This is a genomic window from Metapseudomonas otitidis (assembly GCF_011397855.1).
Taxonomy (GTDB): Bacteria; Pseudomonadota; Gammaproteobacteria; order Pseudomonadales; family Pseudomonadaceae; genus Metapseudomonas; species Metapseudomonas otitidis.
In genome coordinates, this window is the sequence record NZ_AP022642.1 from 1,752,260 (window position 1) to 1,765,618 (window position 13,359).

10 protein-coding genes are annotated in these 13,359 nt (G+C 67.8%); 8 read left to right on the forward strand and 2 right to left on the reverse strand.

Annotated features, from left to right (window positions below):
• Window positions 1-193: 193 nt before the first annotated feature.
• The 4 genes from PotMrB4_RS08250 (at window position 194) to PotMrB4_RS08265 (ending at window position 5,137) form a co-directional block, all read left to right on the forward strand.
• On the forward strand, window positions 194-1,333 hold the full coding sequence (locus PotMrB4_RS08250) for an acyl-CoA dehydrogenase family protein (protein ID WP_044406126.1): 1,140 nt from the start codon (window positions 194-196) through the stop codon (window positions 1,331-1,333).
• 50 nt (window positions 1,334-1,383) lie between these two features.
• The gene (locus PotMrB4_RS08255; RefSeq protein ID WP_172432989.1) at window positions 1,384-2,220 is read left to right on the forward strand and encodes an amidohydrolase family protein; all 837 of its coding nucleotides are present in this window, start codon (window positions 1,384-1,386) and stop codon (window positions 2,218-2,220) included.
• 66 nt (window positions 2,221-2,286) lie between these two features.
• Window positions 2,287-3,924 (forward strand): AMP-binding protein, encoded by a 1,638-nt coding sequence (locus PotMrB4_RS08260; protein ID WP_172432990.1) that lies wholly within the window; start codon window positions 2,287-2,289, stop codon window positions 3,922-3,924.
• 19 nt (window positions 3,925-3,943) lie between these two features.
• A complete protein-coding gene (locus tag PotMrB4_RS08265; protein WP_107329489.1) occupies window positions 3,944-5,137 on the forward strand; it encodes a CaiB/BaiF CoA transferase family protein in 1,194 nt (397 codons plus the stop codon).
• A gap of 21 nt (window positions 5,138-5,158) precedes the next feature.
• Here the strand turns inward: PotMrB4_RS08265 and PotMrB4_RS08270 are convergent, their stop codons facing one another.
• Window positions 5,159-6,073 (reverse strand): DUF6685 family protein, encoded by a 915-nt coding sequence (locus PotMrB4_RS08270; RefSeq protein WP_172432991.1) that lies wholly within the window; start codon window positions 6,071-6,073, stop codon window positions 5,159-5,161.
• 153 nt (window positions 6,074-6,226) lie between these two features.
• Here PotMrB4_RS08270 and PotMrB4_RS08275 point away from each other — a divergent pair, with 153 nt between their 5' ends.
• Entirely contained in the window at window positions 6,227-6,451 is a 225-nt protein-coding gene (locus PotMrB4_RS08275; protein ID WP_044406117.1) for a DUF2835 domain-containing protein, read from the forward strand.
• Window positions 6,452-6,505: 54 nt separating this feature from the next.
• Window positions 6,506-7,543, forward strand: coding sequence for a quinone-dependent dihydroorotate dehydrogenase (locus tag PotMrB4_RS08280; protein ID WP_142011186.1), 1,038 nt, complete (start codon window positions 6,506-6,508; stop codon window positions 7,541-7,543).
• Between the two features lie 89 nt (window positions 7,544-7,632).
• On the opposite strand, the gene rmf is transcribed toward PotMrB4_RS08280, so the two are convergent.
• On the reverse strand, window positions 7,633-7,848 hold the full coding sequence (gene rmf, locus PotMrB4_RS08285; protein WP_074968920.1) for a ribosome modulation factor: 216 nt from the start codon (window positions 7,846-7,848) through the stop codon (window positions 7,633-7,635).
• 430 nt (window positions 7,849-8,278) lie between these two features.
• On the opposite strand from rmf, the gene rlmKL reads away from it, so the two are divergent.
• A complete protein-coding gene (gene rlmKL / locus PotMrB4_RS08290) occupies window positions 8,279-10,465 on the forward strand; it encodes a bifunctional 23S rRNA (guanine(2069)-N(7))-methyltransferase RlmK/23S rRNA (guanine(2445)-N(2))-methyltransferase RlmL (RefSeq protein ID WP_172432992.1) in 2,187 nt (728 codons plus the stop codon).
• A 126-nt stretch (window positions 10,466-10,591) separates the two neighbouring features.
• Complete coding sequence (locus PotMrB4_RS08295) at window positions 10,592-13,351, forward strand: diguanylate cyclase (protein ID WP_172432993.1); 2,760 nt, start codon at window positions 10,592-10,594, stop codon at window positions 13,349-13,351.
• Window positions 13,352-13,359: the final 8 nt, after the last annotated feature.

Here is a 13,359-nt window from a genome sequence, read left to right on the forward strand (position 1 = left end):
TTTCAACGGTTTCTCCTCCCTCCCCACGGGGAGGAGCCTTTCCAAGCCCGTCTCAGGACGGGCTTTTTTATGTCCGGAAGCCCACGCCGCCCCCAAGAGCGCATCGGTCAATCCACCCTGAGCGCTTGCGTCATTGAGCGGCCATTCGGCCGACGCCTACCCTGCGGGACGATTCCAACAGGGGGGACCCCGCATGCAACGCCAGCACTTCGAGACCGAGCACAACCTGTTCCGCGACGCCTTCAGTGCCTTCCTGCAGAAGGAAGTGGTGCCGCACCAGGACGAATGGGAAGCCGCCGGGGTGGTGGACCGCAGCGTGTGGAAGAAGGCAGGGGAAATGGGGTTCCTGCTGCCGTGGGCGGACGAGACGTACGGCGGGGCGGGGCTCAAGGACTTCCGCTACGAACAGATCATGTGTGAGGAACTGGCGGCCATCAACGAGCCCGGTTTCATGATCCCGCTGCACTCCGCCCTGTGTGGCCCATACATCGCCGAGTACGGCAGTGAGGAGCAGAAGGCCCGCCTGCTGCCGGGGATCATTCGCGGCGAGATCATCCTCGCCGTGGCGATGACCGAGCCGTCCGCCGGCTCCGACCTGGCCGGCATGCGCACCACCGCCGTGGACAAGGGTGACCACTACGAGCTGAACGGCTCCAAGGTGTTCATCTCCAACGGCCTGCTGGCCGACGTGGTGATAGTCGCCGCCAAGACCGATCCGGCGAACAAGCACGCCATGGGCCTGTTCCTGGTGGAGCGGGGCATGGAGGGCTTCGAGCGCGGGCGCAACCTGAAGAAGCTGGGCATGAAGAGCCAGGACACCGCCGAGCTGTTCTTCAACAACGTCAAGGTGCCCAAGGCCAACCTGCTGGGCGATGCCAAGGGCGGCTTTTTCTACCTGATGAACATGCTCGCCCAGGAGCGCCTGACCAACGCCTGCGGCGCGGTGGCCGGTGCCGAAGCGGCGCTGCAGACCACCCTCGACTACGTGAAGGAGCGCAAGGCCTTCGATCGGCCCGTGTCCCACTTCCAGAACACCCGTTTCAAACTGGCCGAGATGCGCACCCAGATCGACGTCGCCCAGGTGTTCACCGACCGCTGCGTGATGGACCACAACCAGAAGAAGCTCACCCCCGAGGTGGCCGCCGAGGCCAAGCTGTTCACCACCGAACTGCTGTGCAAGGTGGTGGATGAAGGCGTGCAGCTGCACGGCGGCTGGGGCTACATGTGGGAGTACCCGATCTGCAAGATGTACGCGAATGCGCGCATCCAGCGCATCTTCGCCGGCACCTCGGAAATCATGAAGGAGATCATCAGCCGCGGGATGAAGCTCTGAGCCCTGTCCCGGCTGTCACCGCCATGCCTGACGGCCAGGAGGCCACTGCCATGAATGCCACTGCTTCGCTGGGCGCCATCGACGCCTGGGCCCAACCCGCCAACGGCCGCGCCCGGCAGCTGCTGCCAGAGGTGGTGCGGTTGTTCGAGAAGTCCGGCTCTGCGCACCTGCTGGACCAGCCCCTGACGCCGGCGCAAACCGTGGCGGCCATGGACGAGGCCGGGGTGGAGAAGCTGATGCTGGCAGCCTGGTGCCGGCCGGAAGGGTGGGTGTTCGACAACGACCTGGTGGCCGAGTACACCCGTGCCTTCCCCGACCGCTTCGTCGGGGTCGCCACCGTGGACCTGACGCGCCCCATGGCGGCCCTGCGCGAGCTGGAGCGGGCGGTGCAGGAGCTGGGCTGCAAGGCGCTGCGCATCGTGCCCTGGCTGTGGAAGCTGCCGCCCAACCACCGGCTCTACTACCCGCTGTACGCCAAGTGCATCGAGCTGGACATTCCCTTCTGCACCCAGGTCGGCCACACCGGGCCGCTGATGCCTTCGGAGACCGGACGGCCGGTGCCCTACCTGGACGAGGTGGCGCTGGACTTCCCCGAGCTGCGCATCGTCGCCGGGCACATTGGCCATCCCTGGACGGAGGAGATGATCGGGCTGGCCTGGAAGCACGACAACGTCTTCATCGACACCTCCGCCTACCTGCCGCGCTACTACCCCCAGGCGCTGCTGCACTACATGGCCAGCTACGGGCGGGACAAGGTGCTGTTCGGCAGCAACTTCCCGCAGCTGTCGTTGCAGCAGTGCATGGAGCAGGTCCGCGCCCTGGGGCTCAGGCCGGAGGTGGAAGCCGCCTTCCTGCAGGGCAATGCCCGGCGGGTGTTCCGCCTCTGAATCGCGCGGCCGGGAGAGCCGCCTGGCACCAGCCTCCACCACAACGACAAGCACAAGGGGGACGGGATGACTGACGCACTGCCACTGCAACAACTGGCCCACTGGGTCACCACCACGCCGGACCGGGTCTGGCTGCGCCAGCCGGTGGCGCGCCACTGGCACACGCTCACCTGGCGCCAGGCCGACGACCAGGCCCGGCGTATGGCCAGCGCCTTGCGCGCCCTGGGCTGCGAGCCGGGGGATCGGGTCGCGATCCTGGCGAAGAACTGCGCCGAGTGGGTGCTGAGCGACCTGGCGATCATGCTTGCCGGGCTGGTCAGCGTGCCGCTCTACCCGCTGCAATCGGCCGAAAGCATCGACTACGTGCTGCGCCATGCCGGCTGCAAGGTGATCATCCTCGGCAAGCTGGACGACCCCGAGCGCCTGGCGCCGGGCCTGCCCGAGACGCTGGCACGCATCGCCATGCCCTATCCGACTCTGCCGGCCGAGCACGCCTGGGACGACCTGCTGCGCCGCCATCCGCCCCTGGAGGACGCCCACTGGCAGCAGCCCGACGACCTGCTGAGCATCCTCTACACCTCCGGCACCACCGGCCAGCCCAAGGGGGTGATGCACAGGGCCCGGGCCTTTGCCTTCGCTTCCAGCCGCTCGGTGCGGGAAATGGGCCTGGGGCCGGAGGAGCAGTTCGTTTCCTACCTGCCCTTGTCCCACGCGGCCGAACGCTTCCTGGTGGAGAGCAACAGCCTGTACAGCGGGGGCAGCATCGCCTTCGTCGAATCCCTGGAGACCTTCGCCGAGGACCTGCGGATCATCCGCCCCACGGTGTTCTTCTCGGTGCCGCGCCTGTGGACGCGCTTCCAGCAGGGCGTGCTGGAGAAACTGCCCCAGGCGAAGCTGGAGCGCCTGCTGCGCCTCCCCCTGGTGGGCGGCCTGGTGGCCCGGCGCATCCGCCGAGCCCTCGGGCTGGACCGTGCGCGGGTGCTGGTGAGTGGCGCCGCACCGATCCCGGTGGCGCTGCTGAGCTGGTACCAGCGCCTGGGCATGACCATTTGCGAGGGCTACGGCATGACCGAGAACTTCGCCTACGGCAACTTCAACCGGCCCGGGCAGGTGCGCTTCGGCACGGTCGGCCGGGTCATGCCCGACAACGAGCTGCGCATCGCCGAGGACGGCGAGGTGCTCTATCGCAGCCCCAGCCTGATGACCGGCTATTACCGGGAGCCGGAGAAAACTGCCGAGACCCTGCGTGATGGCTGGCTGCACACCGGCGACAAGGGCCAGGTGGACGAGGAGGGCTACCTGCGCATCACCGGGCGGGTGAAGGACATCTTCAAGACCAGCAAGGGCAAGTACGTGGCTCCGGCGCCCATCGAGGGTGAACTCGCCAAGAGCCACTGGGTGGAGCAGGTGTGCCTGATGGGCAGCGGCCTGGACCAGCCCCTGGCGCTGCTGGAGCTGAGCCCGGCAGCCCGTGCCGAGGCCCGGGAGCAGCTGGAGCGCGACCTGCTCTCGGTGCTGGAGCGGGTGAACGCTACGCTGTTGCCCCATGAGCGCATCCGCCACCTGGTGCTGGTGCGCGAACCCTGGACGGTGGACAACGGCTGCATGACACCCACCATGAAGATCCGCCGCAACGTACTGGAAGACCGCTTCGCCGCGCTGGCCGCCGGGCTCGACCCGCAGCGGCCGTTGCATTGGGAATGAACCGAACCTGGGAGTCGCCATGAAAGGCCCGCTCGCGTCACTGAAGATCCTCGATTTCTCCACCCTGCTGCCGGGGCCCTTCGCCTCGCTGCTGCTGGCCGACATGGGCGCCGAGGTGCTGCGCGTCGAGTCCCCTACCCGCATGGACCTGGTGCGGGTGCTGCCACCCCATGACGGCGGGCAGTCCACCAGTCACGCCTACCTGAACCGCAACAAGCGCAGCATCGCGCTGGACCTGAAGCGGCCCGAGGCGCTGGCGGTGATCCATCGCCTGGTGGCCGAGTACGACATCCTGCTGGAGCAGTTCCGCCCCGGTGTGATGGAGCGACTGGGCCTCGGCTACGAGGCGCTGAAGGCGATCAACCCGCGGCTGATCTACGTCTCCATCACCGGCTACGGGCAGACCGGCCCCTACCGTGACCGTGCCGGGCATGACATCAACTACCTGGCCCTGGCCGGGGTGGCCAGCTACACCGGCCGCCGCGACAGCGGCCCGTTGCCGCTGGGGGTGCAACTGGCAGATATCGGGGGTGGCTCGCTGCATGGTGCCCTGGGGTTGCTGGCGGCGGTGATCCACCGGCAGGCGACGGGGGAGGGGCAGCACGTGGACGTGAGCATGACCGACTGCGCCTTCAGCCTGAACGGTATGGCCGGCGCGGGCTACCTGGGGGCCGGGGTCGAGCCGGACATGGAGAACCAGGCGCTCAACGGCGGCAGCTTCTACGACTACTACCGCACCCGCGACGGCCGCTGGTTCTCCGTTGGCAGCCTGGAGCCGCAGTTCATGGAGGCGTTCTGCGCGGCCATCGGCCGGCCCGAGCTGGCGGCCCGTGGCCTGTCACCCCGTCCAGAGGACCAGCAGGCGCTCAAGCGTGCCATCGAGATCGAGTTCGAGAAGCGCGACTTCAGCGAGTGGCAACAGGTGTTCGCCGGCCTGGATGCCTGCGTGGAACCCATGCTGCCGCTCTCCGAAGCGGTGGAGCACCCGCAGATCCGCGCCCGTGAGCTGGTGGTGGAGGTCCCGCGCGAGGGGCAGCCGGCCCAGCGCCAGATGGCCTGCCCCATCCGTTTCTCGGCGGGGCTGCCGGCACCGCGCCACACGGGCGTGGCGTTGGGCGCGCACACCCGGGAGGTGCTGGCGGGCCTGGGCTACACCGAGGAGCAGATCGAGGCGCTGAAGGCAGCCGGCGTCACCGGGCCGGCGAAGCGCTGAGGCGCTGGCCGGCGAAGGGCGTCACTTCGCGCCGGGGAGGGCGGGGGGCTTGTCCAGGAGGGTGCGCAAGTAATGCACCACGTCGGCCGCACCGGCCAGGCGCAGGCCTTCGCCCAGGGCGGTGGCCTCGGGGTTGTCCTTGGGCAGCAGCAGGAACTCGGGGGCCTTGCCCTTGCGATTCTTCAGCAGGCTGAGGCGGGCGTAGGGAATGCCCTCGCTCATCAGCAGGGCCATGAACTCGGCGTGGCTCCAGGCCTCCACCGGCATCGACAGCACGTGGTAGCGGCTGTCCAGCAGGTCCAGCCCGGCGGGGAGCAGGCGGTAGGTCACCAAGTCGGCCGGCAGCGTCACCTCCATCTGCCGGCGCCGAGCGTATACGACAGCCGCAGCGAAGGCCTCGGGGTGATGGCTGCCGTGCCAGAAGACCCGGTCGCCGTACCAGCTGGCCTGGTACAGGGCCAGCCGTTCACCGGCGAGGAAGCGCGGCAGCGGCTGGCTGATGGCCTTGACGAAATCCTTGTAGCTGATGATCCGCACGTTCTTGCAGGCGGGCGTGGCGGCGTACAGCTCGAAGCTGGGGCAGGGCGGTTCCGGTTCGTCGTGCCCGTGGATCCCTTCCACTAGGCGCAGGTCGAAGTCGGACAGGTCGCGCCGTTCTTCCTCCACCAGATGCACCAGCACGGCGTGGGCCTGGGCCTTGTCTTCCTGCACCGGGCCGGAAAGTGCGTTGCGCGGCAGGTCCACCAGGCGTTGCAACGGCGGACCGTTCTGCCACCAGATGTCCGGCTGCAGGGGGGAGAGCGGGGCGAAAGGCAGTTGCAGGCGGCTGGCCTGTTCCAGTACCTGGCGGGAGGCACGGCCCACCAGCCCCAGGCGTTGAGCCAGGGCTGCCAGGCGGGACGACAGGGTGTTCGTTGGGGACTGCGGCGAACTCATGGCCAGACAAGGACTCCCGGATCACGAAGGGGAGTTTGGCAGAGGTCGCGGATGGCTGCACGGCTTTGACGGTAACGGCAGTGATACGCTGGCGCGGTACGCCGCACAGTGCCGGCAGGTTGGATCATTTCGACGAACAACGAGGAGGCCTCCATGCCCAGCCTGGTGCTGGATATCTCACTGACCGCGGACCAGTTCCTCGCGGTCTATCAGGGCCACGCCAATCGGGTGATGGTGCGTAGCCGGGACGGGCGCAAGGTTAGCTTACCTGCGCATCATCTGCGGCCTTTTCTGACCCACGAAGGCATCCGCGGTTCCTTCGAACTGGTGTTCGACCCGGCCAGCGGCACCCTGGAGTCGTTGCGTCGCCTCGCCTGAGTCGGGTCCGACGGCTATAATCGCCGGCCCATCCCGCCGATCGAAAACCCGCCCATGTACACCCTGGCCCGCGAGCTGCTGTTCAAACTGTCCCCGGAAACCTCCCACGAGCTGTCCATCGACCTGATCGGGGCCGGCGGACGCCTGGGCCTGAACCGCCTGCTGACCAAGGCACCGGCCAGCCTCCCGGTGAAGGTGATGGGGCTGGAGTTCCCCAACCCCGTGGGCCTGGCTGCCGGTCTGGACAAGAACGGCGACGCCATCGACGGCTTCGCCCAGCTGGGCTTCGGCTTCGTCGAGATCGGCACCGTCACCCCACGACCGCAGCCGGGCAACCCCAAGCCGCGCCTGTTCCGCCTGCCCCAGGCCGAGGCGGTGATCAACCGCATGGGCTTCAACAACCACGGCGTCGACCACCTGCTGGCACGCGTGCGTGCAGCCAGGTTCGACGGCGTGCTGGGCATCAACATCGGCAAGAACTTCGACACCCCGGTCGAGCGTGCCGTCGACGACTACCTGATCTGCCTGGACAAGGTCTACGCCCACGCCAGCTACGTGACGGTCAACGTCAGCTCGCCCAACACCCCCGGCTTGCGCAGCCTGCAGTTCGGTGACTCGCTCAAGCAGCTGCTCGAAGCCCTGCGCCAGCGCCAGGAAGACCTCGCCGTGCAGCACGGCCGCCGCGTGCCGCTGGCGATCAAGATCGCCCCGGACATGAGCGACGAGGAAACCGCCCTGGTGGCCAGCGCGCTGGTGGAGTCGGGCATGGATGCAGTGATCGCCACCAACACCACCCTGGGCCGCGAAGGCGTCGAGGGCCTGGAGCATGGCGACGAGGCCGGCGGCCTGTCGGGCGCGCCAGTGCGGGAGAAGAGCACCCACACCGTGAAGGTGCTGGCGGCGGAACTGGGCGGGCGCCTGCCGATCATCGCCGTGGGCGGGATCACCGAAGGCCGTCACGCCGCCGAGAAGATCGCCGCCGGCGCAAGCCTGGTGCAGATCTACTCGGGCTTCATCTACAAGGGGCCGGCGCTCATCCGTGAATCGGTGGACGCCATCGCCGCGCTGCCGGGATTCGGCAAGGGGCGCTGAAATGAAAAGGGCTCCCGCTTGGGAGCCCCTGGGCTTGCGCCCGCCGCCCGGATGGGGCGTGCTTGGTGAAATCGGTCAGGTCCGAGGTATCAGCCTACGGCGTGGAGTTGATTGAGTCGGTGAATGCCGGCCGTGCCGGTAAAGCCATCCCAGTGGTCGCCGCGGCCCTCCCGCCAGCCGTTGATCCAGGCTTGGCGAGTGGTGGGATGGGTGAAAGGACAAAGGTCGCGGGATTTGCCATGAATGCCGTGCTGATAACCGCGCAGGAATGCTCGTTCCATCGGATCACGCTTAAGTCTTCTCATAGGGTGTAGCCCTCATTTGTTGACTGTTATGTCCCATGGCCCGGGTGCCGGGCCTGGCAGGTCTGGCCTGCCTTCGGGGAGGCGCTGCCGGCGTGGCGCTCCCCTCGTCCGCTGCCGTTGCGGTAGCGGATTAAGCTGTGTTCTAACCCTTGCTCCGGGGCATTGGAATGATCGTTTTGTCATAAGGACGTAACGAACATGGGCTCCGGACCATAAGCCGGAGGGGCTGTTTTTCGCCCCTCGGCGCCCTGTGCCCCCTGTGGCGCGGCCTTGCGCGAAGTTGATGTCGAGGTGCCATGAAGGCCTCGCGCTTGAGAATGAGAATTCTCCAATCCGACGAAGGGACGTTCTGCGACCTTCAGTCACATAATTCTTTGAGGTGTGGAGACATTTCCGCGCCGTTGATCAGCCGAAAGGCATTGGAACTAGCATGTCGGACCGTTACGAACTCTTCCTCACCTGCCCGAAAAGCCTGGAAGGGCTGTTGCTGGAGGAAGCCAGCCAGCTCGGCCTGGAGGAGCCCCGCGAGCAGGTCGCTGCCATTCGCGGCCACGGCAGCCTGGAAACGGCCTATCGGCTGTGCCTCTGGTCGCGCCTGGCCAACCGCGTGCTGCTGGTGCTCGCGCGCTTCCCGGTGAGCAATGCCGACGACCTCTACGAGGGCGTCAAGGCCGTGGACTGGCATGACCACCTGGCCGCCGACGGCAGCCTGGCCGTGGAGTTCAGCGGCCACGGTGCCGGCATCGACAACACCCACTTCGGCGCCCTCAAGGTGAAGGACGCCGTGGTCGACCGCCTGCGTACCAGCACCGGCCAGCGCCCCTCGGTGGACAAGCAGAACCCCGACGTGCGCCTGCACCTGCGCCTGGAGAAGGGCGAGGCGATCCTCTCCCTCGACCTCGCCGGCCACAGCCTGCACCAGCGCGGCTACCGCCTGCAGCAGGGCGCGGCGCCGCTGAAGGAGAACCTCGCCTCGGCGATCCTGATCCGCGCCGGCTGGCCGCGCATCGCTGCCGAGGGCGGCGCCCTGGCCGACCCCATGTGCGGTGTCGGCACTTTCCTGGTGGAGGCGGCGATGATGGCCGCCGACGTCGCCCCCAACTTCAAGCGCGAGCGCTGGGGCTTCTCCAACTGGCTCGGTCACGTACCGGCGATCTGGCGCAAGCTGCACGACGAGGCCCAGGCCCGTGCCGACGCCGGCCTGGCCCGCCCGCCGCTGTGGATCCGTGGCTACGAGGCCGATCCCCGGCTGATCCAGCCGGCCCGCAACAACATCGAGCGTGCCGGGCTGGGCGCCTGGGTGAAGATCTACCAGGGCGAGCTGGCCACCTTCGAACCGCGCCCGGACCAGAACCAGAAGGGCCTGGTCATCAGCAACCCGCCCTACGGCGAACGCCTCGGTGACGAAGCCAGCCTGCTCTACCTCTACCAGAACCTCGGCGAGCGCCTGCGCCAGGCCTGCATGGGCTGGGAAGCCGCGGTGTTCACCGGCGCGCCCGAGCTGGGCAAGCGCATGGGCATCCGCAGCCACAAGCAGTACGCCTTCTGGAACGGCGCGCTGCCTTGCAAGCTGCTGCTGATCAAGGTGCTGCCCGAGCAGTTCGTCACCGGCTCGCGCCGCCAGGATTCCACTGCCGAGGTAGAACCAGGCGTGGCCCCGGCCGCAGAGCCGGCACGCCTGTCCGAGGGCGGGCAGATGTTCGCCAACCGCCTGCAGAAGAACCTCAAGCAGCTGGGCAAGTGGGCGCGCAAGGAAGGCATCCAGTGCTACCGCCTGTATGACGCCGACATGCCCGAGTACGCCCTGGCCGTCGACCTCTATGGCGACTGGGTGCACGTGCAGGAATACGCCCCACCGCGCTCCATCGACCCGGAGAAGGCCCAGGCCCGCCTGCTGGACGCCCTTGCGGCGATTCCCCAGGCCCTGCAGATCGACCCGTCCCGCGTGGTGGTCAAGCGCCGCGAACGGCAGACCGGCACCCGCCAGTACGAGCGCCAGGGCGCCGAAGGGCGCTTCATGGAGGTGAACGAAGGCGGCGTGAAGCTGCTGGTCAACCTCACCGACTACCTGGACACCGGCCTGTTCCTCGACCACCGTCCCATGCGCCTGCGCATCCAGCGCGAGGCTGCGGGCAAGCGTTTCCTCAACCTGTTCTGCTACACCGCCACCGCCACCGTGCATGCTGCCAAGGGCGGTGCCCGCAGCACCACCAGCGTCGACCTCTCCAAGACCTACCTGGACTGGGCGCGGCGCAACCTCTCGCTGAACGGCTTCTCCGACAAGCAACGGCTGCAGCAGGGCGACGTGATGGCCTGGCTGGAGGAGGATCGCGGCGAGTACGACCTGATCTTCATCGACCCGCCGACCTTCTCCAACTCCAAGCGCATGGAAGGGGTGTTCGACGTCCAGCGCGACCATGTGCACCTGCTCGACCTGGCCATGGCCCGCCTGGCCCCTGGCGGGGTGCTCTACTTCTCCAACAACTTCCGCAAGTTCCAGCTGGATGAAGCCCTGGGCGCCCGTTACCAGGTCAGCGAGATCAGCGCCGAAACCATCGACCCGGACTTCGCCCGCAACGGCAAGATCCACCGAGCCTGGCGCCTGACCGCCCGTTGAGCACCGTCCGTCCCCGCCCGTAAGGGCGGGGCGGAACTTTTCCCGACGGCGCTAGGCAAAATGCCAGCATCCCGCTAGGTTTGTGATCACAGGGACGTCTTTTCCATCACGAACCGAGGCTCGAGCATGGCTACGCCTGCCCAGTCAATCACGTCCCTTTCCTTTCCGGCAGGCAGCCGCGGTCTGCTCCTGCTCATCTGCGTACTGGTGATCGGTATCGGCCTGGGGTTCACCGTCCTGCTTGGCCGAGCCGTGCACGACTCCGAGGAGCACCAGCTGCGGGAGCGCTTCGCCCAGGTCGCCAACGAGCGCATCAGCCGGGTCGAGGAGCGCCTCAACGGGCAACTCAAGGAGCTGGATGCGCTGCAGCGTTTCGTCGCCAACTCGCCCCGCCTCGACCTGCAGCGCTACCGGCGCTTCGTCGAGCCGATGCTGCTGGACACGCTGGCGTACTACTGGGTACCGCGGGTGGACGCCGGCCAGCGCGACCGCTACGAGAGCACGGCGCGCCACGAGGGATTGGCGGACTTCCGCATCCATGACCTGGAAGGGGCCAGCCCCGCCCGCGACTACTACCTGCCGCTCTTCTATGGAGCGGCCCGCCGCAACAGCGAGCTGCCCATCGGCCTGGACATGCGCGCCTTGCCCGAGCGCCAGGCCCTGCTGAACAAGGCCGAGGTGGAGCGGCAGGTGACGGTGTCCGGCCTGGTCCGGGTCTATGGCATGCCGGACAACATCCACGAAGGCGTCCTGATCGTCGCCCCGGTGCTTGGGCGGGCGGAGGAGCCACTGCCCGGTTTCGTCGTCGCCATCGTGAGCCTGCGCCAGGAGCTGGAAGACGGCCTGCCGAGCGAAATGCTCGCCAATATGCCCACGCGGCTCGACGACATCACCGACCCGGTTCGTCCGCAACGCCTCTACCAGAGCCATTCCGTCGCCGACGACAGCGAGCTGGTGCTGGAACGTACCCTGGCTTTTGGCGACCGGACCTACCGCCTTGAGGTACGGCCCAGCCCGAAGTTTCTCGCCGACAACCGCACCACCTCCTGGCACCTGGTGCTGGGCACCGGCATCGCCCTCAGCCTGATGCTGGGCGGCTACGTCCTGCTGCTCATCAGCCAGCGCCAGCGGGCCTTGCGCCTGGTGGCCGAGCGCACCGCCGAGCTGCGCCAGCGCGAACTGCAGCTCAAGCTCAGCGAGGAGCGCTGGAGCTTCGCCCTGGACGGCGCCGGCCACGGCGTCTGGGACTGGGAGCCGGACAGCGGGCGGATGTTCTTCTCTCCGGCCTGGAAGACCATGCTCGGCTACCTGCCCGGCGAGCTGGAGGACAGCCTCGACACTGCGCTCGGGCTGCGTCATCCCGATGACCTGCAGGGCTCGCGGGAGGCGCTGCGGCGCTACCTGAACGGCGAGGTCGACGTCTACCGCAGCGAGCACCGCATGCGCCGCAAGGACGGCAGCTGGGCCTGGGTGCTGGAGCGCGGCCAGGTGGTGGAGATCAATGACGATGGCTCGCCGCTGCGGCTGATCGGCACCCAGACCGACATCAGCGAGAGCAAGGCGGTGGAGCTGCAACTGGCCCTGGCCAACGGCAACCTGCGCAGCCTGCTGGACGCGGCGACCGAGGTGTCGATCATCGCCACCGACCTGGAGGGCTACATCCTCCAGTACAACGCCGGTGCCGAGCGCATGTTCGGCTACAGCGCCGAGGAGATGCTCGGCACCCGTCCCCGCACCCTGCACCTGGAAAGCGAGGTGCGCGAGCGCTGCGCGGCCCTGGCCCAGCGCCTCGGCCGCCCGGTGCCCGACTTCCACCGCTATGTGGTGGAGGTGACCGCCGGACGCTGCTACGACGAACACGAGTGGACCTACGTGCGCAAGGACGGCAGCCAGTTGATCGGCAACCTGATCCTCACCGAGGTGCGCAACGAGGCGGGCGAGTTGATCGGCTTCCTCGGCATTTCCACCGACATCACCGAGCGCAAGCGTGTGCAGCAGGCCCTGGAGGAGCGCGACCGCCTGCTGGAGAAGCTCAGCGCGCGGGTACCGGGGGCGATCTACCAGTACCTGTTGATGCCCGACGGCTCCAGCCGTTTCCCCTACGTCAGCGCCGGCATCCACGACCTGGTGGAGATGAACGCGCCCGAGGTCCGGCAGGATGGCGAACGGGTGTTCCAGCGTGTGCACCCGGAAGACCTCGAACGGGTGCAGGGCAGTATCCTCGCCTCCGCCCAGACCCTGGAGACCTGGCGCGAGGACTTCCGCGTGCTCCTGCCGCAGAAGGGGGTGCGCTGGCTGCGCGGCGAATCGGTGCCCGAGCGCATGCCCGACGGCAGCGTGCTCTGGCATGGCTACATCTCCGACATCACCGGCCACAAGCTGGTGGAGCAGGAGCTGCGCACCCTGTCCATCACCGACGCACTTACCGGCGTCTACAACCGCCGGCACTTCCAGGAGCGCCTGGAGGTGGAGATCGCCCGCGCCCAGCGCAGCGAAGGGCCGCTGTCGGTGCTGATGTTCGACATCGACCACTTCAAGCAGGTCAACGACCGCTTCGGCCACGAAGCCGGCGACCGGGTGCTCAAGGCCATCTGCCAGCGGGTCGGCGAGCGGCTGCGGCGCATCGACGTGTTCTGCCGCCTGGGGGGCGAGGAGTTCATCGTCATCTGCCCCAACACCGGCGAGTCCCAGGTCCAGGTCCTGGCCGACGCGCTGTGGAACACGCTGTCGAAGGAGGCGTTGCCGGAGGTGGGCGTGGTCACTGCCAGCTTCGGGCTGGCCTGCTGGCGGGAGGGGGAACTGGCCGACGACCTGTTGCGGCGGGTCGACGAGGCGGTCTATGCCGCCAAGCAGGCCGGACGCAACCGCGTCTGCGTCGCGGCCTGAATGCGGCC

Excerpts from the sequence above, each read along its gene's own strand:
- PotMrB4_RS08250 (WP_044406126.1), top strand. The coding sequence starts at position 194 with ATGCAACGCCAGCACTTCGAGACCGAGCACAACCTGTTCCGCGACGCC.
- PotMrB4_RS08255 (WP_172432989.1), top strand. The coding sequence starts at position 1,384 with ATGAATGCCACTGCTTCGCTGGGCGCCATCGACGCCTGGGCCCAACCC.
- PotMrB4_RS08260 (WP_172432990.1), top strand. The coding sequence starts at position 2,287 with ATGACTGACGCACTGCCACTGCAACAACTGGCCCACTGGGTCACCACC.
- PotMrB4_RS08265 (WP_107329489.1), top strand. The coding sequence starts at position 3,944 with ATGAAAGGCCCGCTCGCGTCACTGAAGATCCTCGATTTCTCCACCCTG.
- PotMrB4_RS08270 (WP_172432991.1), bottom strand. The coding sequence starts at position 6,073 with ATGAGTTCGCCGCAGTCCCCAACGAACACCCTGTCGTCCCGCCTGGCA.
- PotMrB4_RS08275 (WP_044406117.1), top strand. The coding sequence starts at position 6,227 with ATGCCCAGCCTGGTGCTGGATATCTCACTGACCGCGGACCAGTTCCTC.
- PotMrB4_RS08280 (WP_142011186.1), top strand. The coding sequence starts at position 6,506 with ATGTACACCCTGGCCCGCGAGCTGCTGTTCAAACTGTCCCCGGAAACC.
- rmf (WP_074968920.1), bottom strand. The coding sequence starts at position 7,848 with ATGAGAAGACTTAAGCGTGATCCGATGGAACGAGCATTCCTGCGCGGT.
- rlmKL (WP_172432992.1), top strand. The coding sequence starts at position 8,279 with ATGTCGGACCGTTACGAACTCTTCCTCACCTGCCCGAAAAGCCTGGAA.
- PotMrB4_RS08295 (WP_172432993.1), top strand. The coding sequence starts at position 10,592 with ATGGCTACGCCTGCCCAGTCAATCACGTCCCTTTCCTTTCCGGCAGGC.